Raw genomic sequence first — 23,511 nt, 5'->3', positions numbered from 1 at the left:
GGGGATGTCGTCCGGGAACTTAAGTAAATTCTGCACGGAGTTCACACCAGGGCAACTCGGCAACTGGAATAAAATAGGCTCGCCTGCATAAGCTGGCGAGCCTCTTCGGGTTGTCGGTGATATGTCAGAAACGCGGGAGAAACCGGCTGGTCCGGTTCCTCCGCAAGCACCGGTTGCTCAGTCCTTCCCACCCTTGGAATCGCTGCGGGCCACCTTGATTTGATTCCGCAGATAATCGAGAGCCATCTCCAACTGGCGATCTTTGAATTCCTTCGGCTTTTCCTTCGGGGAAATGTCCCGACGGGGGATGCCGCCCCAGTTGTAAATACGGTCGAACAGTTCGTCCTTCTCGGCCCGTTCGAGCTTGAGCTCAAAGCCCTTGTCCGGCCGCACGCCCCAGTCTTCCTCTTCTTTGCCGCTGGTGCTGGCTTTGTTGAGGTTACGGGCGCTCGGCGGCCAGAAGGTGGCTGTCGTCAGCTTGATCTTCCCGCCGGTCGGGGCGAAGGGTTCCACGTTCTGCACGCTTCCCTTGCCATAACTCCGTTCGCCCATCACGACGGCCCGGTTGTGATCTTGGAGGCAGGCCGAAAGGATTTCGCTCCCCGAGGCGCTTCCTTCGTTCACCAGACAGACCATCGGGAAGTCGAGATAGCTTCCCTCGTGACGGCCCTTGATCGTTCGTTCCTTCTCTTGCTTGTTCTCGGGACGGACGGAGACGATCACGCCGTCGTCGATGAACATGTCGCAAATGGAGACGGCCACGTCGAGGAACCCGCCCGGATTGAAGCGAAGGTCAAGGATGACCCCCCGGACGCCGTCCTTTTGCAGTTGCTTGACGGCCTTGAGCATGTCGATGGCCGAGTTGCGGGCGAACTGAGTCAGATGGATGTAAGCGATCTTGTTCTTGGGATCGATGTAGAAGTCCCACGAATCATCTTTCTCGTTCCGCTTGTAACCGTAAACGCTTTCCACTTCGACCAATCCGCGGGTGATTTCCAAAATCAGCGGATCTTTGCTGCCTTCGCGATCAATCTTCAATTTCACCTTCGTGCCGGGCAGGCCAAGGATGAGCTTCACGGCATCGGTGGTTTCCATGCCCTTGGTAGTGGTCACTTGCACCGGATCGAGTTTGACGCCCTTGCCGTCTGTTTCACGGATGATTTCGGTGATCAAGTCCCCGGTCAACACACCGGCCTTGTAAGCCGGGCTGTTGCGGATCGGGGTGACGACCACCAGTCCATCGCGGGAGATGTCCCGGCGAATTTGTACGCCGATCCCGGTGAACTTGCCGTCGATGTCCTTGTTGAGATCCTCAACCTTTTCCTTGTCGAAGTACGACGTGTAATCATCCACAAACTTCCGCATCGCCATGTTCATGGTGATTTCAATGTCTTTGTTGCTTTCCAAGTCTTCCCGTTTGCCGAGGGGAATACGGGCCGCCAACAGCAAATCCTTGGCTTCCGAATCACTGAGATCCTTCGCCTTTTCCAACTTCTTCTTCAAGTCGTCGGGCAAGGTGGTTTCAGTCACGCGGTAGATGCCGCGAACGCCGTTGGCCACCATTTCGCCGAGGTTCAGTTTCTTGATGTAATTGGCTTTGACGAAGCTAAGACCCTCGTAGGTCTTCTCGGCGAAGGCTTTCGCGTCGTCCTCGGAGAGCTTCATCCCGGCGAGGATTTTGTCGCGGGCCAGTTTGAGTTGATCGGTGTTCAGATCGCCGTCGGCAAACTTTTGGTAAGCCTTACGGAGTTCCTGCATGGCCTTCAACCGGGGCATCCGACTGAGGAGTTTGTCGCCTTCTTGGGCGATTTCCTTGTCGAGTTTCGCGGTCGTCTTTTGGCCGTCAAACTTCTTCAGCCGTTCTTCGGTTTTGGTGAAGGCTTCGGGGTTGTGGCTCAACGGGAAGTGAGCGCTGCGGCCGAAATAGATCACCCGTTGCAGCTTTTCTTCACTGGTCTTGGCCACGTCCCGGATCAGATCGGGGAGGGCCTTTTCCACGTACTTTTGAACTTCGTCCACCGTCACCAATCCATCCGCTTCGTATCCTTCGGTGTCAGCCTTGCCGCGAAGCGCATCTACGATGGCCTTTGTGAACGATCCCTGATTATTCACGGTGATCGGCGGCAGGATACCATTGCCGGACATGAACACTTCCCGGCCGATCGGCGGTTCTTGTTCGGAATCTTTTTCCTTGATGCCCATGAACGCCCGGACGAACTCGTTGATGTTCGGGGCCAGGATGCTTTCCTTGGACTCGAACGCCTTGAGGTTGAAGTCGAGGAACACGCAGAACTGCTCGGACTTCAAGCCCTTCACCTTCTCCTCGATTTCCGAGGCGAAGATGGCGTTCTTGGTGCGGTCTTTGAACGTCGAATCGGTGGCAAAGAGGCAAGGCTTTTCGCCGGAGGTGGCGCCCTGCATCACGAGGTACACCACCAACGTGTCGTCCTTGCCGGCCTTCGCGGAGGCGTCCCCGATGGCCTTCAGAATGGCTTCCTTGGTGCCGACCTTGGCGTTGTTCTTGTCGTCCACCGCCGAAAGAAGAAGCGTGAGATTGGCCGGGTCCACCCCGCCGACGCTCTTGTCCGTCAGCAGTTTGGCGATGTTAACGGCGTCCGAATCGGCGGTCGCCCGGGGTTTGATGTCCTTGTCCGCAAACGAGCCAACCCCGACGACGACAGCGTGGGTTCGGGTCTTGGCGGGATTATCCTGGGCCATTGCGGCCGATGAGAATCCGAGAAGTGTGGCCACGGCCCAAATGCCGAGGCGGCGAAGCCGATTCATGTTGGATAACCTTTCTGTAGTTCCGAAACGTCGGGAGAGGACGAGACCGCGACACGACGTTTTGATGCGATGTTCCATCCGGTTGGCGGGGTGACTCTCGGACGTCAAAGTGGCCCCATTGTGCCATGATGCCAAATCTCGTCAACCCATTTTACACAAGTTCCCAACGGGCGATCAAAGAGGCGGGAGCGGAATCAGCGTCGGGCCAGCTTTTTCAACAGCTCGATTCCGCGATCCAGCGTGTCATCCGAAGCGGCGTAACTGATGCGAAAATGCGTGTCTTGGCCGCTAAACACCCCGCCGGGGATGATGAGCATGTTGTGCCGGATTGCCTCTTGGACAAATTCCGTCCCGGTTCCATGCGGAGCCTTCGGGAACACATAAAAGGCCCCGCCGGGTCTTGCAATTTCGTAATACTCTCCGAGTTCGGCGCACATCCGGTCTCGCTTCGCCTTGTAATCGGCAACAATCGGGGAAATATCCGTGTGCAACGCCGTCACCCCCGCATGTTGGACGATGCTGGGGGCACAAACGAACGTAAACTGCTGCAACTTGGTCATTTCTTCGATAAGCGGCTTCGGCCCGTGGGCAAATCCCAGCCGCCAGCCGGTGATGCCGTAGGATTTTCCAAAACCGTCAATTACCAATACGTCGTCGTTGAACTCGGCGGCGCTGCGAAAATCGCCGTCATACCAAAAACTGCGGTAAATCTCGTCGGCAATCAGCAGGATGTTCTTTTCCCGGCACAATTCCGCAAGGTCTTTCAAGATGGTCGGGGACAACACCCGGCCGGTCGGATTCGAGGGGTTCGAGAACAACACGACCTTGGTTTTGGGGGTGATCGCGTCCCGCACCCGGTTCACGTCGATGTCGAAATTCGGATAGGTGTCCACAAAGACGGACTTGCCCCCCGCCAGCGTGACCAAGTGCGGATAGGCGACGAAGTAAGGGTCAAACAAGATAACTTCGTCGCCGGGGTTCACAGCCGCGCACATGGCGAGCATCAAGCCGCCGCTGGTCCCGGCGGTGATAAGAACCGGGCGTTCCTGATCCGGCAACCTCCGGGTGACATCTTCCTGAATCGCGTTCCGCAATTCGGGGATGCCTTGTGTGACGGTGTAGCCGTTGTCGCCCCGATCGATGGCGTCTTTGGCGGCCTGTCGGATCGGTTCGGGGACGGGAAAATGGGGCTGGCCGATGCTGAGGTTGACGGGATCTTTCAGATTCCGGGCCAGTTCAAAAACCTTGCGAATGCCCGAAATCTCAATGCGGGACATCCGGTCTGCGATCCAATGAGCTTGCATGAAAAACTCTTCCGAGTTCCGAAATGGTGTTGATTAAGTGATTTTGCCCGCCAGCCGGTCCAACAGCGACCAGCCGGAGCTTTTGGGGCTGGACTGGGTGTTTGACTGTTCGACGGCCCGCACGGCCTGTTCTAACGAAACAGCCCGGTATCGGTCCCCTTCTTTTCGCACAAGTTGAAGGGCTTCCAATTTGTAAATGGCATCCGCGATTTCAAAATCGACTTTGATGCCGAGGCGGTCCTCCAATTCACGTTCGATCAGGTCGTCAAGTTCGCGGTCGGTCAGACCGTTGGGGCCGCCGACTTTCAAGAGATAGAAGTAACACAGAATCACCTCGCGGGATTCCTGCTCCTCGGCCTCCTGCAACACCCGGTGAAACACCCCGGCGTTGCTGTCAATTCCCTGATAATAAAGGCTTTGCGTCAACTGTAGCGTGTAGGATGTTTTCTTGTTTGAGTAACTCACATACGACTTGTAGCTATATCCGGCGAAAGCGGCCGCCAAACTCCACGACAAGGAGACGGCGGTTCCCAAGGCGAAAATGTCCTTGAAGCCGATCAGATCGGCGAGAACCTTGTACAGGACGATGGCCAGGCCGGAAAACACCGGGTAAAAGATCATGCCCTTGTCCAGACTGGAGAGCATCACCCGCGTGCCCGGCAGCACCATCTCCATATCCGGTTTCGGCATGTCCTTGAACATCTTCAGATACACGGACTTGGTGTCGGCCGAATGGCCAAGCCGAGAATGCGGCCGCTGCTTCAGGATTACCACCAGCCGGTTGAACTCGGGGACGACCAGTTCCTCCTTCATCCAGAGTTTCCACCAACGCCGGATGGTGCGGACGCCGGTCGTGTCCCCCCGGTAAAAGATCTCGATGTGGTCGAACACATCCCAACAAACGTCCATCTCCAGCCCCCAAAGGCTGGCCCCTTGCATGGTCGCGATGGCCTGTTCCTTCGTCAGTTCCCGGTAGTTGGCCTTGAGCATCAGGTTTTTCACTTCCTGATACAAGTTCTTCAGGTAAGCATCTCGCTGATCGGCCGGCAGAGGACTGAGCGAGGGGGTGTCGGTATCCGGGTCAAAGTGGCCGTAGGACTCCTTGAGATCGCGGAATTTCTGGTGAAAAGACCGATGGTAATGGGATTGGACGAGTTCGGCGAATTGCCGAAACTGAGTTCCCTCAGCCCCGGCCAATGTGCGGGTGGGGGTTTTGGCGGCTTTGCCATCGACCAGAAAGTCGATGAGATCCTTCAATTGCAGAGGAATGAAATATTCCCGGTCAACGTAGGTCGCCATGTCAGACTCTTTGGTTAGCGTCTTTCGCTTTCAGCAAATTCTCGCCGGGTGGAGAGTGTCATTGCCCGCGGCTTCACTGAAAAACTGAAAACTCACTCTTCCCCGTCCGTGACCGGTGTTCCCATGTTGGCCCCGATGCGACGAAGCTCATCCAGTATTTCGCCCATGCGCATCGGGCGTTTCTCCGGATCGTAGGAAAGGCAACGGTGAATCAAATCAGCCAAAGCCTTCGGAGCAGCCTTGTTCAAATCTTGAACCGGAACCAGCATGGAGGAAAACGCCTTGGAGCCGATCCGCAAGGAATCCCCCTCGGAGGGCATCTGGGACGGCGGGAGCTTCAGTGTCAGCACCCGGTACATCGTCGCCCCGAGGTTGTAGATGTCCGTCCGTTCGGTGACGATCTTGTTCTTGACCGTCTCGGGGGCCATGTATTCCGGCGTCCCCTGAACTCGTTCCTTCTTTTCACCCTTGATCCACGCCAAGCCATAATCAATGATCTTCACGCCGCCGCTTTTGCCAAGCATAATGTTGTTCGGCTTCAAATCAGCGTGAAACACTCCCCGGCGGTGCATGTGAGTCAGCCCGGCGACCACCTGCCCGAACACCGGAACAAAACGGTCCAGCCCGACCGGAACCGTGTCCATCGTCTTGCCGTTGACGTACTCGATCAGCATTTCCGCTTTTTTGACCTTGAACATCCAATTTCGACGTAACTCCAAGGCGTGAACCTTGATAAGATTCACATGCCCGAGCATTTGCGACACGCGGAGTTCGTGTTTGGCCTGGTCGAGAAACTTTTGATCCTCGGGCGAATCAAGGTTCACCACCTTGAGGGCATATTCGCGAGAATCGGCCTGTCGTCGAATGTGCAAGATGATGCTGTGGGCGCCTTTTCCGAGCGTGGAAAGCACTTGGTATTTGCCGATGGGGGAGATAATAGCCACGGAAGGTGCTTTCCGGTCGGTGAGTCGTCCACCTGATCTTAGAAAGAGGACGTGTTCATGGGTAGCAAGCCGGGAGAATGGGAATGACGGCCGGAGAACGAGAACGCCGGACGCTTGCCTATGGCCGGGAGATCTTCGCCCGCGTGGACCGGCACGGTCCTCCGGCCTTCACGGCCGCATGGGTGGATGATCGTCTGATGAACTGGACGATGAGCGATGAATCGCTGAAGGTGCAATTGTTCCGCTTTGTGGATGCCCTGCCCCGGTTGACGGATCCGGCCGCGATTGCCCAACACCTCCGGGAATATCTCGGTCAGGCTGAGAATGCCGTGCCGTGGTGGATTCGCGCCGGAGTCAATCTTCTCCCCGCTCGCGGTCTTGGCGGCCGGATGCTGGCTTGGGCCGCCCGCACCAACGCGGAACATCTGGCCCGCCGCTTCATCGCCGGGTCGAATGTCCCGGAAGTGTTGGAATCCATTCGCCAGCAACGCCAACGAAAACTCTCCTTCACGGTGGATTTGCTCGGCGAGGCAACCATCACCGAAGCGGAAGCCGATGGCGTCCAGCGGCAGTACATCGACCTTCTCAATGGCCTGCGACTAATCAACGACTGGCCGGAAGTTCCGCTCATCGACCGCGACCATCAAGGACCGATGCCTCGTGTGAACGTCTCCGTGAAACTGTCGGCCCTGTTCAGCCAGTTCGACCCCATCGACCCGGAGGGAACCACCCGGATCGTCTGCCAACGCTTGCGGCCGATTCTTCGGCTGGCCCGACAAACGGGGGCCATCGTCAACTTCGACATGGAGCAGTATTCCTTCAAGGACACAACGCTCCACATTTTCCGAACCATCCTCTCCGAGCCGGAATTCCGGGATTGGCCGCACGCGGGCATCGCCGTTCAGGCGTACCTCAAGGACACCGAACACGATCTGGAGCAACTGCTCGCCTGGGTGAAAGAGCGCGGTTCGCCGGTTTGGATTCGGTTGGTGAAAGGGGCTTATTGGGATTACGAAACGGTGATCGCCGCCCAAAACGACTGGCCAGTCCCTGTGTGGATGAAGAAACACGAATCAGACGAATGTTTCGAGCGTTGCACTCGCTTTCTGATGGAAAACTATCGGCACCTGCGGCCTGCCTTTGGCAGCCATAACGTGCGAAGCATCTCGGCCGCCTTGTCGCTGGCCGAGGAATATAGCGTTCCCCCGGAAGCCTACGAGTTTCAAATGCTCTACGGCATGGGGGATGAATTCAAGGACGTTCTGGTGAACATGAACCGGCGGGTGCGAATTTACACCCCCTACGGCCGGTTGTTGCCGGGAATGGCGTATCTCGTCCGTCGTCTGCTGGAAAACACCTCCAACGAATCATTCCTCCGGGCTAGTTCCGGCGGGGACACCACCGAAGAGAAACTGCTTATGAACCCGTCGGCCGTCAACCATTCGCCAAAGAACGGACAGCACGCACCGACCCCATCTTTTCGCAACGAACCACTTTCGGACTTTTCCCGCGAGGAAACCCGGCGAAAGATGTCGGCCGCCCTCGACCGGGTGCGGCACTTCTTTGGCCGGACGTATCCGCTCATCATCAACGACCGTCCCGTGATGATGACGCATTTCATCGACTCGGTGAATCCGTCGAACACGAAGCAAATCGTCGGCCGTTGCTCCAAGGCCACGCCCAAACAGGCTGTGGAAGCCATCCAAGCCGCGAAAGCAGCCTTTGATACATGGCGGGATGTCAGCCCCGAAGAGCGGGCCGGATATCTGCGAAAGATGGCCCGTGTGATGCGGGACCGCCGGTTTGAACTGTCGGCATGGATGGTTCTGGAAGCCGGAAAACCGTGGCGGGAAGCCGATGCGGATGTGGCCGAGGCCATCGACTTTTGCGAGTACTACGCCGCTGAAATGATCCGGCTGGCCAAGCCGCATGATCGCAATGTGCCGGGGGAGGACAACCACTATTTTTACGAACCCCGCGGCGTGGCGGTGGTGATCTCGCCTTGGAACTTCCCGCTGGCGATCTTGTGTGGAATGACGGCCGCCGCCGTTGTCACCGGAAACACAGTCATCATGAAACCGGCCGAGCAAACCCCGGTGATTGCCTCAAAGTTGATGGAGGTCATCCAGCAAGCCGGATTGCCTCGCGGGGTAGTGAATTACCTGCCGGGTGTGGGAGAAGAAGTCGGGCCGACATTGGTGAATCACCCGGATGTGGCCGTGATTGCCTTCACCGGGTCGTTAAATGTCGGATTGTCAATCAACCATTCAGCCTCGGCCACGCCGACCAATGTTCAGCATCATGTGAAACGGGTGATCGCCGAGATGGGGGGCAAAAATGCCTTCATCGTTGACGCGGACGCCGATCTCGACGAAGCCGTGAAGGCGGCCGTTGACAGTGCTTTCGGCTATGCCGGGCAGAAATGCTCGGCCGGATCGCGGGCCATTGTTCTCGAACCGGTTTACGAAGTATTCGTCAATCGGTTGATCGAGGCTGCGAAAAGCCTGACCGTCGCCGCCGCCGATTCGCCGGGAGCTTCTTTGGGGCCGGTCATTGACGAAGAAGCTCGGCAGCGAATCCTGTCGATGATTGAGGCTGGCAAGAAAGAGGCGACGCTCGCCTATGCGGGCGAACTCGGCGATTTGAAGGAGCAAGGAAGTTTCATCGCCCCGCATGTGTTCACGGATGTCTCGCCAAATTCGATGCTCGGCCAAGAGGAGATTTTCGGGCCGGTGTTGGCGGTCATCCGGGCCAAGGATTTGGATGAGGCCCTGCAAATCGCCAACGGGACGAAGTACGCCCTGACCGGCGGTTTCTTCTCCCGCAGCCCCAACAACATCGAGCGGGTGAAACGGCAATTCCGAGTTGGCAATTTATACATCAACCGCAAAATCACCGGGGCGCTGGTGGACCGGCAACCGTTTGGCGGGTTCAAGCTTTCCGGCATTGGCTCCAAGGCCGGCGGCCCGGATTATCTGCTTCAATTCGTGCTGCCCCGTGTGATTACCGAGAACACCATGCGCCGGGGTTTCGCACCGACGACCGAGTAATGCTTTTTCCGTCGCCCCAATCCATATCATTGTCAGTTGATTGATGTTTGAACGCCAGCGCGCAAGTCGTCGAGCGGACATCACGAACTTTCACCATGATTGGCTGACCGAACTCATGTCCCGCACGGGCAAATCAAACCGGGGAACCCCGGCCTGTTATGCGATGGTTCACTCCGGGCTGGAGTCCATCGCCGCCGATGAAATCACCAAGGAACTCGGCGGCGAGGTCAAAAAGGCCGAGAAAGGCATCGTTGTCTTCAAGATCGAGGAGATCATCCCCGAACTGCTCCACCTCCGCACGGTGGAGGATGTTTTCCTGTTGGCTTGGGGGACCGACACCCTCACCTACCGGGCCGAAGACCTCAAGCAAATCAAGATGTGGACCGAGAAGCAGGCCCCGTGGCAGCACCTTTTCGGATTGCATCAATCGATCCGGCCCAAGGCGAAAGGACGGCCCACCTACCGCGTCGTCACGCAGATGAACGGCCAGCACGGTTACCGCCGAACGGATGCGAGTAAGGCTTTTCGGCAAGGACTTGCCCCGTTTATCCCGGTCACATGGAACGCGGCCGAGGACAATACCTTCCTCGAAGTCTGGCTGACCATCCGGGGCCGGATGGCCACCTGCGGCGTGCGTTTATCCGATAAAACCATGCGGCACAAGTCTTACAAGGTAGAACACCTTCCGGCCTCGCTGCGACCGACGATGGCGGCCGCGATGGTGCGTCTGGCGGGGGCCGGGCCGGGGCAAGTGATGCTTGACCCGATGTGCGGGGCCGGGACGATCATTTGCGAGCAAATCATCATTGGCAAACAACAACAAGAGGGCCGGATTGAGACTTGGGGCGGCGACATCGAGATGAACACGTTGCGGGCTTGCGCCAGCAATATCAAGCGGGTCGGCCCGGCCGTGATCGCCCATTGGGACGCCCGGCGATTGCCAATTGCCACGGAATCGGTGGACCGCATCATTTCCAACCCCCCGTTCGGCAAGCAATTAAGCACCCCGGAAGACATCGGCCCGCTTTACAAAGCCGCCGTGCGGGAATACCACCGTGTTTTGAAACCGGGCGGGAAGGCCGTCTTCTTGGTGATGGAGCAGGATGTCTTGCGGGAAGCGATCAAGGGATACGGCTGGATTCCGCAAAGGCAGTTCGGCGTCGAGGTGTTGGGACAGGATGCCGTCATTAGCGTCTGGCAAAAAGTCGGTGAGTAGAATACTGTAAACAGTATCATCCTCCCATCGTTCATCGCGGGGTTCCCTTTAGATGCCGCGTTATCAATGTCCTGAATGCGAAGCGATCCTGAAACGGGCCGAAGCCGTCCCGGCGGGGAAAAAGCTGAAGTGCCCGAAGTGCGCCTTTGTCTTCGCCCCGAAAGCCCTCCCCGAAGAACCCAAAGAAGAAACCATCGGCTTGGCGGGCGAACCGCCGCCCCCGCCGCCAAAACCGGCCGCCAAAAAAGTGGTCTACGAAGACGAGGACGGCCCCATTGGTCTGGCGGCTGATCCGGTGGATGACAAACCGAAAGCGCCGACTGCCGCCCAAAAGAAGGAAGAAAAAGCGGCCGAGGAAGAGGAAGACAGCAAGGGGCAGTACGGCGTTCTCACCGAGAAAAAGGAAGAAGCTGCTCCCGAAATCAACTTCGGGAGCCTGCGGGACAAATTCGCCAAGAGCAAGGTTGGCCCGGCGATGTACCTCACCGTCAACGCCTCTAACTGGCTGTTACGGCTTGGTATCTTCAGTTGCATCTGCGCCATCGCCAAGGCGTTTTTTGACATCTTCCCGTTGATCTTCTGCGAGGTTTCCCCGATCCGGCCGTTCATCCGGCCGCAAATTACCCTGCTGATTTTTGACTTCATCGTGTTTTGCCTCGGCGGGGTGATGTGTGCGGGAGCCTCCCGGTTGCACGACCTCAGATCCTTCACAATGGCCATGATTGGCTCGATCATGGCCATTGTGATCTACATGCCGATTTGCATCATGGCGGCGGGGTTCTTCATCTTGCTGTTCGGCCCGGCGGGGTTGATGATGGCCGTCGCCATCGGCTTGATCTCTTTCGTGGGGGTCTGGTGCATCATTGTGATGTTGAAACCCGCTGTCCGCGAGGGGTTCAAGGAACGGGCCGAACAACAGGCCGGTTGATTTCCGCAATCCCGGAGAAATCCGATGCCACCCGAGCCGGGCGAATTCGATCTCGGAGCCTACGTTGGCGTCGGCCTCTCCAGCCGACAACTTTACTTCGTGGCCGGGGCGTTGTTTTTCGGCTTGTTCGCTTTTTCCGCGATGCGCCGGGCGAAAAACACCGGCGGTGCGTGGGCGGCGGTCTGGGGATCGGCCGCCATCGGCTTGCTGGCTGTCGGGCTTCATGTCACCGGTCGGGGACTCGGTGATTATCTCCTCGCCTGGCTGCTTCCCTTCACCGAACAAGAACCACTCCAGCGAGCCGCCATTCTTGGAATCCTCGGCTGTTGGGCGTTTGTGTTTCTCTCGGCCCATTGGGTGAACGATCCGCTTGCCAAATGGCTTTGCCGGCTCGCCGGCCTCGGTTGCGTCGTCGCGGCCGCGTGGCTGGGAGTGGCGTGGTTCCGGGATGAGATTCCCGAGGAAGCCAGACCGTGGACCACTCAGGAAATCTTCCTGCAAATCGGCATCACGCTCGGCCTGGCGTTGCTGGCCGTCGCCTTGTGGATGAAAGGGCAATGGACCACGCCGCATACCCGATGGGCCTATCGAAGTCTTGTCCCCGTCGTGCTGGGCGGGATTGCCTTGCTCGCATTGAATCAATTTGGCCGCGAAATCCCTGACGACTGGAAGCAATTCCCGTTTCGCCGGGTGATTCTCTCGCTGACCGCCATTGGAACAGCCTGCGGACTGCTCATCGCCATCGGAGCCTGGTTCATGCGGGATCAGCTTCCCGAACCTGAACCGGAGGCCAAGCCAGCCCCCGCAAAACCAAAACCCGTGCCGACAAAACCACTCCCCGTCGCGGTCTTGCTTGATGACGATGGCCGACCGGTGGTGCCGCCCGCGAAACACCCGTCTTGAATCATTGAAACCGCGCCAGCACGGCGGCATACTCTTCCGGCGTGTTCACATTTCGCAGCGAGTCCAAGCCGGGGTCGATGTCCGCGAAATCACTTTCTTCTAACACGCGCACCCGGTGATTGTCCAACAGGGTCGTCATACGCCGGTGGCCGTCCGCATACAGGGGGATCGCCCGGACGATCACTCGCTTGTGATAAACAGCCGCCAACGGGTGGAACCGCCCTCCGGTTTTGGGAATGACGATGTCGAAATCGCCGAGGGATTCCGTCATCCGACGAACAAACTCCGGTTTTAGCAACGGCATGTCACACGAACTCAGATACACGGCATCGACGGCATCGGTCATGTGCGTCAACCCCGTGAGAAACCCGGCCAGCGGTCCCTCGTGATCCTTGGTTTCCCGCAGGATGGCCACATCGTCCAAAACCAACGGCGGCAGTTCTTGTTCGCTGGAGGCGACCACCAACACGGGTTGGACGACGGCGTGGACGATCCGGACCGTTCGCTCAAGAAAGGTTTCCTCGCCCAACCGCAGCAATGCCTTCGGCGAGCCCATTCGGGAACTCTGTCCGCCGCACAAAACCACCCCGGCCACTTTCACGAACGACCTCCGCCGCCGGTCGGCATAGAATGCGAATCTATCTCCACCCGTAACGGAAGAATCTCCCATGAGCAAGGGAAATGTGCTGCTGATTATCGGCGACGCCGCCGAGGTGCTGGATACGTTTTACCCGCTGCACCGCCTTCAAGAAGAAGGCTACACGGTCCACGTCGCCGGTCCGGCGAAACGGGTCTATCACCTCGTCCAGCACGACCGCCACCCGGAATGGGATATCACCATCGAATCGCCGGGCTACAAACTCGCCGCCGACATCGCCTTCAAGGATGCGGATCCGGCCAAATACGTCGGCATGGTGATTAGCGGCGGCCGGGCGCCTGAGTATATCCGCTACGACGCAGATTTGTTGAAACTCACACGGGCGATGTTCGAGGCCAACAAACCGGTCGCCTCGGTGTGTCATGGAATTGAAATTGTCGCGGCCGCCGGTGTGCTGAAGGGATTGACCGCCACGACGGTGGCCAAGTGCCAACTGGACGTGGAGTCTTTTGGCGGCCACTACGAAAATGCCGAAGTGGTCGTGAGCCGTAACCTCGTGACCGCCCGCACCTGGCACGACAATCCGGCCTGGATGCGGGCATATGTCAAAATGCTGAACGACTCTGTTTCCAAATAACCGCCGTCAAACAGCCGGGACCACTTCCTGCGGAACGTGGTCCGAAGGTTTCATGCGGGGACGAACCTGCCGCAAAGCGATTCGGTTAATCACCTGCAAAAAAGCCAGCGCGCTCGCCTCAATCACGTTGGTGTTGACGCCCCGGCCGCTGAGCTTGCGGTTGTCGTATTCCACTTCCACCAACGCCTCGCCTTGGGCGTCCAAACCACCCGTCACGCTTCGCACCCGGTAATCGGTCACCTTCAGATCGATCCCGGTGCCTCGTTGGATGGACTTGAGCACTGCATCCACCGGGCCGTCGCCCACGGCGGGTTCGCAAACCGTCCGGCCATCGGCATGTTTCAAGCTAACGGCGGCCGTTGGCGGCACGCCAAAACTGGCATTGCAGGAGAAGTTCACCAACTGCCACGCCTCGCTCGCGCCGGAGTGGAGTTGATTGTCCACCAAAGCTTCGATGTCCGCATCGTAGATGCTTTTCTTGCGGTCGGCCAGCACCTTGAACGCCTCGAAGATGCGTTGGAGTTGTGATTCATCCACGGTGTAACCGAGGTCTTGGATGCGGGCCTTCAGGGCATGGCGGCCACTGTGCTTGCCCAACACCAAATCCGTGGACGGGATGCCGACATCCTCCGGCCGCATGATCTCGTAGGTGCTCGGGTTTTTGAGCATGCCGTCTTGGTGGATGCCTGCCTCATGGGCGAAGGCATTCTGCCCGACGATGGCCTTATTCCGCTGCACTTGCATCCCGGTGACCATCGAGAGCTTGCGGCTGGTGGGAACCAGCAACCGGGTGTTGATGTTGGTGGTGAGTTTGTAGTAATCCTCACGAGTGCGCATCGCCATCACGATTTCTTCGAGGGCCGTGTTCCCCGCCCGTTCGCCGATGCCGTTGACGGTGCATTCCACCTGTCTGGCGCCTTCCAGCAAAGCGGCGAGACTGTTCGCCACGGCCAGCCCGAGGTCGTTGTGGCAATGGACGCTGTAGACGACCTTGTCCGAGCCGCGAACGTTTTTCTTCAAATGCCGGATGATGTCCGCATAGTGGGACGGCACGGCATAGCCCACGGTGTCCGGAATGTTCAGCGTTGTGGCCCCGGCCTCGACGGCTTTCTCGCACACTTCGGCGAGGAAATCCAATTCAGTACGGGCGGCATCCTCGGGGGAGAATTCCACGTCGTCACAGTATTTCTTGGCCCGCGCGACTCCCTCGACCGCGCGGTTGATGATTTCTTCCCGCGTCATCTTCAGTTTGAATTCGCGGTGGATGGCGCTGGTGGCCAAGAACACGTGGATGCGTTTGTTGGTCGCTTCCCGCAGAGCCTCGCCGGCCCGGTCGATGTCCGCGAAGTTGCACCGCGCCAATCCGGCGATAATCGGCCCTTGAATCTCGCGGGCAATCGCCTGCACCGATTCAAAGTCGCCGGGGGAGGCAATGGGGAATCCCGCCTCGATCACGTCCACGCCAAGATCCCGTAGCGCGCGCGCCATTTCGAGCTTCTCGGCAAGATTCATCGAGCAGCCGGGGGACTGCTCGCCGTCTCGCAAGGTGGTGTCGAAAATCAGCACGCGATTCGGATCACTCGGCGCGGCCATGACAGGCAAACTCCTTGGGTGGAGAAACAAAAAAAGCCTCGGGACTTTCAGGGTCCCAAGGCCATGTCGGAATCACAAGCGGGTTCGGACGGCGTTCGGGACCTCAAGACAGGCTGTAAATGAGAAGCGGTAGTTGAAGTCGGATCGACACGCGCGGACCCCTTTGATGGTTAAGCGTACTGTAGCGGTTCGACGTTGTCTGTCAACAGCAATGAGGCGAAAGCGGGCAGTCTCTGTGCGGGAATAGGTCGATTCCCTAAACCTTGCACAAGCCTACTGAGGAAGGAAACAGCCCGATGCGGGTGGTGATGAACGTTTCGGCAGCCGCCGGCGACAAAACCGGCATCGGCCACTACACCGCCGAACTCCTCAAAGCTCTGCGGTCGGCGGGCGAAGTCGAGATGTCTGCTTATCCACCTCCCCTCCTTCTCAAAATTCGCTCGATCATGGGGGGCGGCCCGAAACAAACTCCCGCCGCCAAACTCGCTGGAAAATTGATCGCCTCCTCGTCGCCAATTGGTCCGGTTTCGACAGGACGCGCTTCTTGGCGGCAAAAAGTGAAGCCTGTCCTGCGGGATGCCTTTCGAGTGGTGAACAACGCCTGTTCACGGGGCGCGCTTGACCCCGAACTCCACGACCTTTATCACGAGCCGAATTTTTTCGTCCTGCCGGGGCGGTTGCCGGTCGTGGCGACTGTTCATGATCTCTCTCCGCTGTTTTTCCCCGAATGGCATCCGGCCGACCGGGTGGAACTCTTTGAAAGGCATTTCACCCGAAACATCCGCCGGATTGCCCATGTGCTGGCGGTCAGCGAATTCGCCCGAGAGGAAATCATCCGGACGTTTGGGTTTTCGCCCGACCGCGTGACGAGGACGTACAACGGAGTGCGGGAACACTTCAGACCGCTCCCCTCCGACGAGACCGCCAACACGCTGCGCTCCCTCGGGCTTCCGCCGACTTATCTCCTGCATGTCGGGACCATCGAACCCCGAAAAAACCTCGACATGCTTCTCCGGGCCTATTGCAGTCTCCCGGATGATCTGCGGCAAAGGTGCCCCTTGGTCTTGGTCGGTTCGTGGGGTTGGCGGATGGAGGATACCGCCCGTTATTTCGACGAGGTCGCCCGGCACAAAAATGTCATCCGACCCGGCTATTTGCCCGACGACGCTCTCCCGGCCGTCTTCAACGGTGCTCGCGCGTTGGTCTTCCCGACGCTTTATGAGGGTTTCGGGATGCCGGCCGCGGAAATGCTCGCCTGCGGCGGGGCCGTCGTCTCCTCGACGGCCGGAGCCGTTGCCGAGGTGCTTGGAATATGCGGCCACCTGATCGACCCGCATGACGTTGACGGCTGGCGTAACGCGATGGCGAAAGTCATCACCGACGATGACTGGCGAAATGAACTACGCCGGGGAGGGTTGGAGCGGGCTGCCGAATTCACCTGGCAGGCGTGCGCCCGCGACACCCTGAAAGCCTACCGGAAAACGCTTGAGCAAGTGGAAGCCGGCTGATGGCCCGGCGACGACGATGAAAACCTGACGATTTCGCTCAACGTGCAAAATCGAGGAAGGGATTGGCGAAATGCGAGTGGTGATTAACGTCACGTCGACGGCCGGCAACAAAACCGGCATCGGCCATCATATTACCGAGATGATGAAAGCCCTCCGAGCCACCGGAGAGGTCGAGCTTTCCACATACCCCCACCCGGTCCTTTCTAAAGTCTATTCCTCTCTGGGCGGCGGGCCGAAGATTGTGCCCCTCGCCCCGCCGACTCCGATCAACGGGGGATTGCCGGCTGGCCCGCTGCCGCCGCGACAAACTCAGGTGGCGCGCGCGACGTGGGTGCGGAAACTGCGCGCTCCGTTGCGGCACGCATGGCAAATGGTGAACAGTGTGTACACGCGGGCCGAGTTCGATCGGCGGCGTTACGACCTGTATCACGAGCCGAATTTCGTTCCGTTGGCCGGCCGTCTCCCGGTGGTGGTCAACATTTACGACCTCTCCATGCTTCTCTATCCGCAATGGCACCCGGCCGATCGCATCGCGTGGTTCGAGCGATTCTTTATGCCGAACTACGGCAAGATCGCCCATGTGCTGGCCATCAGCGACTATGCCCGCCAGGAGATCATCAAGACTCTCGGATTCCCACCGGAACGGGTGACACGAACATACTGCGGCGTCCGGAAGCATTTTCGCCCCCTCCCCGCCGACGAGACCGCCAACACGCTGCGATCACTCGGGCTTCCGCCGACTTATCTCCTGCATGTCGGGACCATCGAACCCCGAAAAAACCTCGACATGCTCCTTCGGGCTTATTGCAGCCTCCCGGACGAACTGCGGCAAAAGTGCCCCTTGGTGCTGGTCGGTTCGTGGGGTTGGCGGATGGAAGAAACCGCCCGTTACTTCGACGAGGTCGCCCGCCACAAAAATGTCATCCGACCCGGCTATTTGCCCGACGACGCCCTACCGGCTGTTTATAACGGAGCCAGGGCGTTGCTGTTCCCCACGGTGTATGAAGGCTTCGGCCTGCCCGCCGCCGAAATGCTCGCCTGCGACGGAGCGGTGATCTCGTCAACAGCCGGGGCTGTCGCCGAGGTGCTTGGAAAGTGCGGCCACCTCATCGACCCTCATGACTCGGATGGGTGGCGAAATGCGATGGCAAAAATCATCACCGACGATGACTGGCGAAACACACTGCGGCAAGGAGGATTGGCCCAGGCGGCCCAATTCACTTGGGAAGGATGCGCCCGCGACACGCTGAAAGCCTATCGCAAAACGCTTGAGGATGCCGCGGCGAAGCGTGTGCCGCTTCGCACGGTTTGAGCCGGCTTATTTCCATTCCAACATCACAATGGTCGGGGCCTCGGCCTTTAAGTCGAGCGGAATGCTCAGCAATTGCCCGTCGAGCTTCCGCACATTCTTTTGGCCTTCCAAGAACTCATCCGGCCCCAGCACCTCCGTGTACACTTTCGTCGCATAGTGCATCGGCAGGATGAACAACCGGGGCTTCAGGGCCTTGACCACTTTCTTGGCCTCTTCCCCGTTGATGGTGTAGATGCCCCCGACCGGAATCATCAACACATCAATCGGGCCAATGGCCTTCACTTGTTCTTCGTCCAGTTCATGGCCGAGATCGCCAAGGTGGCAAAACTTCAAGCCGTCAACCTCGATGACAAAGGCACTGTTCTTGCCACGCTTTTTACCTTCCTCCAAATCGTGATACAGTCCCACCGTTCGGATTTTCACCCCCTTGTAAGTCTCGTCGATTTTCGCCCAATCGTCCCGCTTGCCCTTGGCAACGACGCCCTGATAGACCTTCAGATCCTTCGAGTCCGCGTTGGAAAAGACTTCCGTCCGGTTATGGTCGTTGTGCGGATGGGTGATGAGGGCAATGTCCGGCGCGATCATCGGCGAGCCGTACTCGGTGATGGCATGGGGATCAATCGCAATGCGGGTGCCGGAGGACGAGGTGATGAGGAAGAACGAGTGGCCGAACCAGCGCACGCCCACTTCCTTTTTCTCCTGAGCTGACGCGCCGGAAACAGAGAAACCGAGCAACAGGCCCAGGCATGCGAGGAAACAAACAGCACGGCTCATGGAAATTGTCCTTTGCAAAAAGGCGGCCGACGACCGCCCGTGTCTCATCCGGCGATCGCATTGATACCAAGAGCGGCGAAGCCAAAAATCAGCCCGACGATGGCAATCAGAACAGGAATAAGGCCAATAAACCCGGTGATTAATCCGGCGAGGCCGAATCCCTTGCCTTCGGTCTTCATGGCCGGAAACCCGAGGCAAATAGCCACAACGGAGAGAATCCCGGACAAGGCATAACCAGCCAGACCGAGGAAACAAATCGCCCCGAGGAAACAACTGCTCAACGTCAGCACCAGCCCAAGGATTCCGCAGATCATCGAGCCGATCCCAAGACCGGTGCCCGGCTTCAATCCATTGCGTTTCTTGCGGCGTTTTGGCCGGTCGTCGTAATCATCCTCGTCATCTTCATCATACCGCCGCCGAGAAGATCGCGGTCGGTCATCCTCGTCTTCGTCGTCATCATCGTCGTACCGGCGACGAGCCGACCGGCTCGGTCGTTCATCCTCGTCTTCATCGTCATCATCTCGACGTCGGCTGGATCGGCTTGACCGATCATCATCCTCATCGTCTTCGTCGTCACGGCGAGATTTTCGCTTGGGCCGTTCCTCTTCTTCCTCTTCGTCGTCATCATCGCGGCGGGATTTTTGTTTTGGCCGTTCTTCCTCATCGTCTTCGTCATCCTGACGAGATTTTCGCTTGGGCCGTTCTTCTTCCTCTTCGCTTTCGTCCCGACGAGGCTTTTGCTTCGGTTGTTCCTCTTCCTCCATTGGAAGAAACTCTATCTCGTCCACTTGCGAGGGAGGTGTTTCTTCCTTGGTCGATTTGCCATGAGGCTTCGCCAGCCGATCAGGTGGAGGGCTGTCGGTCGCCTCTTCCGGCGGTTTCTCCACGGCCGAAGAAGGTTTTGGTTCGACAGGCTTGGATGTTTCGACGGGCACCGGCCGCTTGATTTCGCCGCTTTTGGCAGTCGTAACTTTCGTCTCGCCAGATTTGCCTCCGGCCGGGCCAAACAACCCTTTGACACTCTTGGCGGGAACCCAGTTCGGCATCCCCTCTTTCCACACCAGATCTTCTGGCAGGATCATCCCGCTTTGGGCGCGTTTCTTCAGTTCCACAGCCGTCACCGGACCGTGCTGCCCGCCATTTGCGGTGTGGTACCAATCCTGATTCACGGAATCTCTCGCACGGGGTGGCACGGAAAGGACGAATCGACAGACCGGCATTCACTTTTTGGTGTTCACAATCGCTTTTCGAGCAGGCTTTGGATATCCGTCAGGGCGCCCAAGATGCGGAACGAGACAATCAAGAGTTCACAGTAGATCCGCACCATCAGGATTCCAAAAAACACCGTGAACAAGCCCCCAATTAACCCGCCCAAGAGGTAGAGAACACTTCCACCCGACGAGGCGAGACCGCTGAGAACCATCAGTGCCCCGCTGCCCAAGCAAATCAGCACACCGATCCAGAAAATAATCTGGATGATGATCGGCACGATCATCTTGCGGAAAGTCAGATACTCGATGAACCCGCCTTTGGCTTTTTTAGACGGGCGGCGATCATCGAAGTCTGCCGGTTGATCGTCCGACGGGAAAGCGCCATCGCCCTCTGGCTCGGAGGCTTCTTCCTCCCGTTCCTGCTTCTTAGTCGCCTTGCCCCGCTTGCCGCCGGGGGCGGGCGCTTCGTAATCGAAGTCGTTGGCGGGACCAGAGGGCGCCGAGACCTCCTCGGGTTCGGCCGCTTTGGGAGCCGGGGCGGCGGGGGCGGGAAAAATCCCCTTCACGGCCTTGGCGGCCACCCAATTCGCCATCCCTTCCTTCCAGACCAGATCATCGGGCTTGAGTTTCCCGCTCTCGGCGAACTTCTTCATGTCCGCCGCCGTGAACGGCCCAAGTTGCTGGCCGGCGCTTGTGTAATACCATTCGGGTTTCATCGGTTCAGTCGCTCTTGGTGAGGGGGATCGACTCAGGGATGATTACTCGCGGCCGAGGAACCAATTCATCAATTTCCAGCCAGGTTCAAATTCCAAATCGCTCGCGGCAGCCACGATCTCGTCGTAGGAAGCCTGCCCGCGAGAAGAAACACCTGTTCCAGCCACGACAAACGGGACCGCCCCGTAGGCATGGGCGCGGGTTTTGATCGTCGTCCGGTGGTCGGGGGAAACGAGGATTCGCCAATCTCCGTGCTTCGGAAGTTCGTCGAGCAACGGGCCGACAATGTGTTCGTCGATTCGTTCCAAGGCTTTGATTTTCTCATCAACCCGCCCCTCGTGGGAAGCCTCGTCGGGGGCTTCCACGTGAACGCACACCAGATCGTGCGTGGCGAGGGCGGCAATGCCGGTGCGTCCCTTGGCGGCGTAATCCGTGTCCAGATAACCGGTCGCCCCCGGCGAGTCGATGCGGTCCCAACCGATCAGCACGCCGGTGCCGCGCACGAGATCGACCGCGCTAATGATCGCCCCTTTCGGGCCATATGTCTCGGCAAACGAAGTTACCGACGGGGCCGAACCCTGTCCCCACAGCCAGATTTGCGTGGCCGGTTTCTCACCTCGGGCGATGCGTTCTTGGTTCACCGGATGATCGGCGAACAGGGGCTTGCTGCGTTCCATCAACTGCACCAGCAGGTCACCGCCCGGCCCCTTGGGCAGAAAATCGGCGGCCGGTTTGTCCGGAATGTCATGCGGTGGTTGAGTCTTGGTTTCTTTGGAAAACGGGGCGGGAGCCGTTTCGCTACGGAAGACGAGGATGTTCCGGTATTGCACGCCCGGAAAGAACTCAAGCCGACCGTCGGGGACGGGACCACCGAGTTTCTCGTGGATGGTGGCCATCAGCCTGGCGCCATCCGAGTTGTTGATGTGCCCGGCCGTGAAGTCGTGCATCAACCCGTCTTTGACGGTGACGAGGTTGCAGCGAACCGCCCAGTCCTTCGGGCCGAGCTTGATGCCCATCGCCACCGTTTCGAGCGGCGCCCGGCCAGTGTATACAACCAGCGGATCGTAGCCGAACAGGCTGAGGGTGGCAACGTCGCTCGCCGGGGTGAGCGGTTTGGGCACGTTGTTGGAACGGCCGACAACACCCATTTTGGCGGCCCGGTCCATGTTGGGCAATCGGGCGGCTTGCAGGGGGGTGAGACTGTTGAGGGAGTCTTGCGGTTCGTCCGCACACCCATCGGGAATGATGATGGCGTATTTCATGGACGATAGTTTAGGAAGTAAACGAGAAAGGAAACGCCCAACTTGAACGACGAACCAGCGACAATCGCCGGGTTATGACACACTCCGGGCGCCGAGAATCACGCGGCTTCCTCCTCCCACCAACGCACGGTAAGCCGGCCGGTGGTGGTCAGTTCAATCTTGCTGGCCGCAATGCCGTGGGATTCAAGCCAGTCGAGCAACTGTCCGGCTTGATCGATGGGAAGTTCTTCGGCAATCGTGAGCCGGGACGGGTGGCTTGGCAACAAGCCATCGTCGGGGATATTCCGGACGTTGGTCGGCGAGTGCATTCGGATCGCGGGACGCATCGGAGCCCCTGCCTGATGGCGCCGTCCTGTTTGGTGAAGACAGAGAAGCGGCCGGAAAGTTTCTTCAACTTACCACCGCAATGAATTCACAAAAACAATTTCTCCGGTTCTTCATGGCTTGAGTTGCGGGGCTGTTCCGATTGTGATGATTGAACCAATTATCCACTCTCTATTACGGGCCTGTGTTCATTTGATCGGTTTGCGCTCTTTCAAATCGTATTTGCCGCCGTCGCCCACCTCGACATAATCTTTCTCTCCCTTTGGCGCTCCGTCGCGGTAATCGTAAAAGGCCACTTTGGTTTTGCCGACCACTTCGGCCACGTGCCCGGTCACGATGATGGCGGTTGCCTCGTCGAGCCCGATGCCCAACAGTTGGGGATACTTTTTCATCAAGCCGGTCATGTCGGCCGTCCGTTTGCGGGCGAAAAAATGCTGGTCGACGGCGCATCCCGGCAGATAGCCGAAGCCCCTTTCATAACCCTCGGCGGCCATGACCATGTTCCCCAGCGGATGACCCCGCGGCATGTACTCGCTTTGAATCGACGCCCCAGCCGAACTGCCGCCGATCACACCACCCCTGTCCAAGACTTCGCGAAAACGTTTTTCCGTCAGCGTTCCCTCATAAGAATCAACGAACCGCCATTGTCGGCCGCCTCCGAACCAGACGCCCTTGGCCTCCAACAAAATCTTGGAGAACTCCGGATCGTTGGCCTGTTTTCGGTCACGGGTGTGCAACACTTTGAGATTCGTGCCGCCCCATTTTCGCAGAAATTTGATGTCCCCCGGCTCGGCCGGGATGATTTCCTCATCATTGGCCGTGGGGATCACCACCACGAGGGCGTCTTTTCCACCGGCAAGCTCGAAGAACTTGTTCATGATCTCCGGGGTGGTTCCTCCTCCGCCAATAATCACCAGCGAACCCTTTTGCACCAACGGAGCCGAAGGGTCTTTCGGAGGGAACGGCGGCATGAGTGTCCGGAAATGGGTGGCCCGGCGAACTTGCGTCAAATCAAGTTCGCCGCCGGATTTCAGCACATCCACCCTCGTCTCTTTGATGGATGACTTTGACCAAACCACGCTCGCCGTGCGATCCCCGATCACCTTGATTCGTCGCCCTCGAATCACGACGGCCGTGCCTTCGTCGATGG

19 protein-coding genes are annotated in these 23,511 nt (G+C 58.5%); 7 read left to right on the top strand and 12 right to left on the bottom strand.

What is annotated here, in order from left to right; genetic code table 11:
• Positions 1-177: 177 nt before the first annotated feature.
• The 4 genes from BGIM_RS58085 to BGIM_RS0123135 all read right to left on the bottom strand — a co-directional run bounded on the left by BGIM_RS58085 (position 178) and on the right by BGIM_RS0123135 (position 6,331).
• Positions 178-2,784, bottom strand: a complete 2,607-nt coding sequence (locus tag BGIM_RS58085) for a S41 family peptidase (protein ID WP_020472111.1) — start codon at positions 2,782-2,784, stop codon at positions 178-180.
• A gap of 194 nt (positions 2,785-2,978) precedes the next feature.
• Positions 2,979-4,088 (bottom strand): pyridoxal phosphate-dependent aminotransferase, encoded by a 1,110-nt coding sequence (locus tag BGIM_RS0123145; protein WP_020472110.1) that lies wholly within the window; start codon positions 4,086-4,088, stop codon positions 2,979-2,981.
• Positions 4,089-4,121: 33 nt separating this feature from the next.
• Positions 4,122-5,387, bottom strand: a complete 1,266-nt coding sequence (locus BGIM_RS0123140) for a DUF3754 domain-containing protein (protein WP_020472109.1) — start codon at positions 5,385-5,387, stop codon at positions 4,122-4,124.
• A 92-nt stretch (positions 5,388-5,479) separates the two neighbouring features.
• On the bottom strand, positions 5,480-6,331 hold the full coding sequence (locus tag BGIM_RS0123135; protein ID WP_020472108.1) for a serine/threonine protein kinase: 852 nt from the start codon (positions 6,329-6,331) through the stop codon (positions 5,480-5,482).
• Between the two features lie 83 nt (positions 6,332-6,414).
• Between BGIM_RS0123135 and pruA the strand changes: the two genes are divergently transcribed.
• The 4 genes from pruA (at position 6,415) to BGIM_RS0123115 (ending at position 12,428) form a co-directional block, all read left to right on the top strand.
• Positions 6,415-9,381, top strand: coding sequence for an L-glutamate gamma-semialdehyde dehydrogenase (gene pruA / locus BGIM_RS0123130; RefSeq protein WP_020472107.1), 2,967 nt, complete (start codon positions 6,415-6,417; stop codon positions 9,379-9,381).
• 115 nt (positions 9,382-9,496) lie between these two features.
• Positions 9,497-10,597, top strand: a complete 1,101-nt coding sequence (locus BGIM_RS0123125; protein WP_157369356.1) for a methyltransferase — start codon at positions 9,497-9,499, stop codon at positions 10,595-10,597.
• A gap of 52 nt (positions 10,598-10,649) precedes the next feature.
• Positions 10,650-11,525: a hypothetical protein gene (locus BGIM_RS0123120; protein ID WP_020472105.1), complete on the top strand. Its 876-nt coding sequence runs from the start codon at positions 10,650-10,652 to the stop codon at positions 11,523-11,525.
• 24 nt (positions 11,526-11,549) lie between these two features.
• Positions 11,550-12,428 (top strand): hypothetical protein, encoded by an 879-nt coding sequence (locus tag BGIM_RS0123115; protein ID WP_020472104.1) that lies wholly within the window; start codon positions 11,550-11,552, stop codon positions 12,426-12,428.
• Between the two features lies 1 nt (position 12,429).
• Here BGIM_RS0123115 and mobA read toward each other — a convergent pair whose 3' ends face one another.
• Positions 12,430-13,098 (bottom strand): molybdenum cofactor guanylyltransferase, encoded by a 669-nt coding sequence (gene mobA / locus BGIM_RS51960; protein ID WP_084760023.1) that lies wholly within the window; start codon positions 13,096-13,098, stop codon positions 12,430-12,432.
• On the opposite strand from mobA, the gene BGIM_RS0123105 reads away from it, so the two are divergent.
• The gene (locus BGIM_RS0123105; protein ID WP_020472102.1) at positions 13,097-13,663 is read left to right on the top strand and encodes a DJ-1/PfpI family protein; all 567 of its coding nucleotides are present in this window, start codon (positions 13,097-13,099) and stop codon (positions 13,661-13,663) included. The two genes, mobA and BGIM_RS0123105, sit on opposite strands and share 2 nt — an antisense overlap.
• 6 nt (positions 13,664-13,669) lie before the next feature.
• Here BGIM_RS0123105 and BGIM_RS0123100 read toward each other — a convergent pair whose 3' ends face one another.
• Positions 13,670-15,256, bottom strand: a complete 1,587-nt coding sequence (locus BGIM_RS0123100) for a 2-isopropylmalate synthase (RefSeq protein WP_020472101.1) — start codon at positions 15,254-15,256, stop codon at positions 13,670-13,672.
• Between the two features lie 263 nt (positions 15,257-15,519).
• On the opposite strand from BGIM_RS0123100, the gene BGIM_RS51955 reads away from it, so the two are divergent.
• The gene (locus BGIM_RS51955) at positions 15,520-16,764 is read left to right on the top strand and encodes a glycosyltransferase family 4 protein (protein WP_238537706.1); all 1,245 of its coding nucleotides are present in this window, start codon (positions 15,520-15,522) and stop codon (positions 16,762-16,764) included.
• A gap of 70 nt (positions 16,765-16,834) precedes the next feature.
• Positions 16,835-18,076, top strand: a complete 1,242-nt coding sequence (locus tag BGIM_RS51950; RefSeq protein ID WP_020472099.1) for a glycosyltransferase family 4 protein — start codon at positions 16,835-16,837, stop codon at positions 18,074-18,076.
• A gap of 6 nt (positions 18,077-18,082) precedes the next feature.
• On the opposite strand, the gene BGIM_RS0123085 is transcribed toward BGIM_RS51950, so the two are convergent.
• The 6 genes from BGIM_RS0123085 to BGIM_RS51940 all read right to left on the bottom strand — a co-directional run.
• Positions 18,083-18,850, bottom strand: a complete 768-nt coding sequence (locus BGIM_RS0123085) for an MBL fold metallo-hydrolase (RefSeq protein WP_084760021.1) — start codon at positions 18,848-18,850, stop codon at positions 18,083-18,085.
• Positions 18,851-18,894: 44 nt separating this feature from the next.
• Positions 18,895-20,019, bottom strand: a complete 1,125-nt coding sequence (locus BGIM_RS58080; RefSeq protein WP_029630327.1) for a GYF domain-containing protein — start codon at positions 20,017-20,019, stop codon at positions 18,895-18,897.
• Positions 20,020-20,084: 65 nt separating this feature from the next.
• A complete protein-coding gene (locus tag BGIM_RS61475; RefSeq protein ID WP_052639963.1) occupies positions 20,085-20,777 on the bottom strand; it encodes a GYF domain-containing protein in 693 nt (230 codons plus the stop codon).
• Between the two features lie 42 nt (positions 20,778-20,819).
• Positions 20,820-22,037, bottom strand: coding sequence for a cofactor-independent phosphoglycerate mutase (locus BGIM_RS0123070; protein ID WP_020472097.1), 1,218 nt, complete (start codon positions 22,035-22,037; stop codon positions 20,820-20,822).
• Between the two features lie 98 nt (positions 22,038-22,135).
• Positions 22,136-22,363 (bottom strand): hypothetical protein, encoded by a 228-nt coding sequence (locus BGIM_RS0123065; protein ID WP_157369354.1) that lies wholly within the window; start codon positions 22,361-22,363, stop codon positions 22,136-22,138.
• 186 nt (positions 22,364-22,549) lie between these two features.
• Positions 22,550-23,511, bottom strand: a 962-nt coding sequence (locus BGIM_RS51940; RefSeq protein WP_020472095.1) for a cyanophycinase, incomplete at its 5' end; no start/stop codon positions are given.

Source organism: Zavarzinella formosa DSM 19928 (assembly GCF_000255705.1).
Taxonomy (GTDB): domain Bacteria; phylum Planctomycetota; class Planctomycetia; order Gemmatales; family Gemmataceae; genus Zavarzinella; species Zavarzinella formosa.
The sequence above is the reverse complement of the archived record's forward strand: the minus strand, read 5'-3'. Positions and strand labels throughout refer to the sequence as shown.

What these genes read in the sequence shown, in the direction of transcription:
- BGIM_RS0123125 (WP_157369356.1), top strand. Translation starts at nt 9,497, where the DNA reads ATGTCCCGCACGGGCAAATCAAACCGGGGAACCCCGGCCTGTTATGCG.
- mobA (WP_084760023.1), bottom strand. Translation starts at nt 13,098, where the DNA reads ATGGGAGATTCTTCCGTTACGGGTGGAGATAGATTCGCATTCTATGCC.
- BGIM_RS0123065 (WP_157369354.1), bottom strand. Translation starts at nt 22,363, where the DNA reads ATGCGTCCCGCGATCCGAATGCACTCGCCGACCAACGTCCGGAATATC.
- BGIM_RS0123105 (WP_020472102.1), top strand. Translation starts at nt 13,097, where the DNA reads ATGAGCAAGGGAAATGTGCTGCTGATTATCGGCGACGCCGCCGAGGTG.
- BGIM_RS51950 (WP_020472099.1), top strand. Translation starts at nt 16,835, where the DNA reads ATGCGAGTGGTGATTAACGTCACGTCGACGGCCGGCAACAAAACCGGC.
- BGIM_RS0123070 (WP_020472097.1), bottom strand. Translation starts at nt 22,037, where the DNA reads ATGAAATACGCCATCATCATTCCCGATGGGTGTGCGGACGAACCGCAA.
- BGIM_RS0123100 (WP_020472101.1), bottom strand. Translation starts at nt 15,256, where the DNA reads ATGGCCGCGCCGAGTGATCCGAATCGCGTGCTGATTTTCGACACCACC.
- BGIM_RS0123145 (WP_020472110.1), bottom strand. Translation starts at nt 4,088, where the DNA reads ATGCAAGCTCATTGGATCGCAGACCGGATGTCCCGCATTGAGATTTCG.
- BGIM_RS0123115 (WP_020472104.1), top strand. Translation starts at nt 11,550, where the DNA reads ATGCCACCCGAGCCGGGCGAATTCGATCTCGGAGCCTACGTTGGCGTC.
- BGIM_RS0123140 (WP_020472109.1), bottom strand. Translation starts at nt 5,387, where the DNA reads ATGGCGACCTACGTTGACCGGGAATATTTCATTCCTCTGCAATTGAAG.
- BGIM_RS0123085 (WP_084760021.1), bottom strand. Translation starts at nt 18,850, where the DNA reads ATGAGCCGTGCTGTTTGTTTCCTCGCATGCCTGGGCCTGTTGCTCGGT.
- BGIM_RS61475 (WP_052639963.1), bottom strand. Translation starts at nt 20,777, where the DNA reads ATGAAACCCGAATGGTATTACACAAGCGCCGGCCAGCAACTTGGGCCG.
- BGIM_RS58085 (WP_020472111.1), bottom strand. Translation starts at nt 2,784, where the DNA reads ATGAATCGGCTTCGCCGCCTCGGCATTTGGGCCGTGGCCACACTTCTC.
- BGIM_RS0123120 (WP_020472105.1), top strand. Translation starts at nt 10,650, where the DNA reads ATGCCGCGTTATCAATGTCCTGAATGCGAAGCGATCCTGAAACGGGCC.
- pruA (WP_020472107.1), top strand. Translation starts at nt 6,415, where the DNA reads ATGACGGCCGGAGAACGAGAACGCCGGACGCTTGCCTATGGCCGGGAG.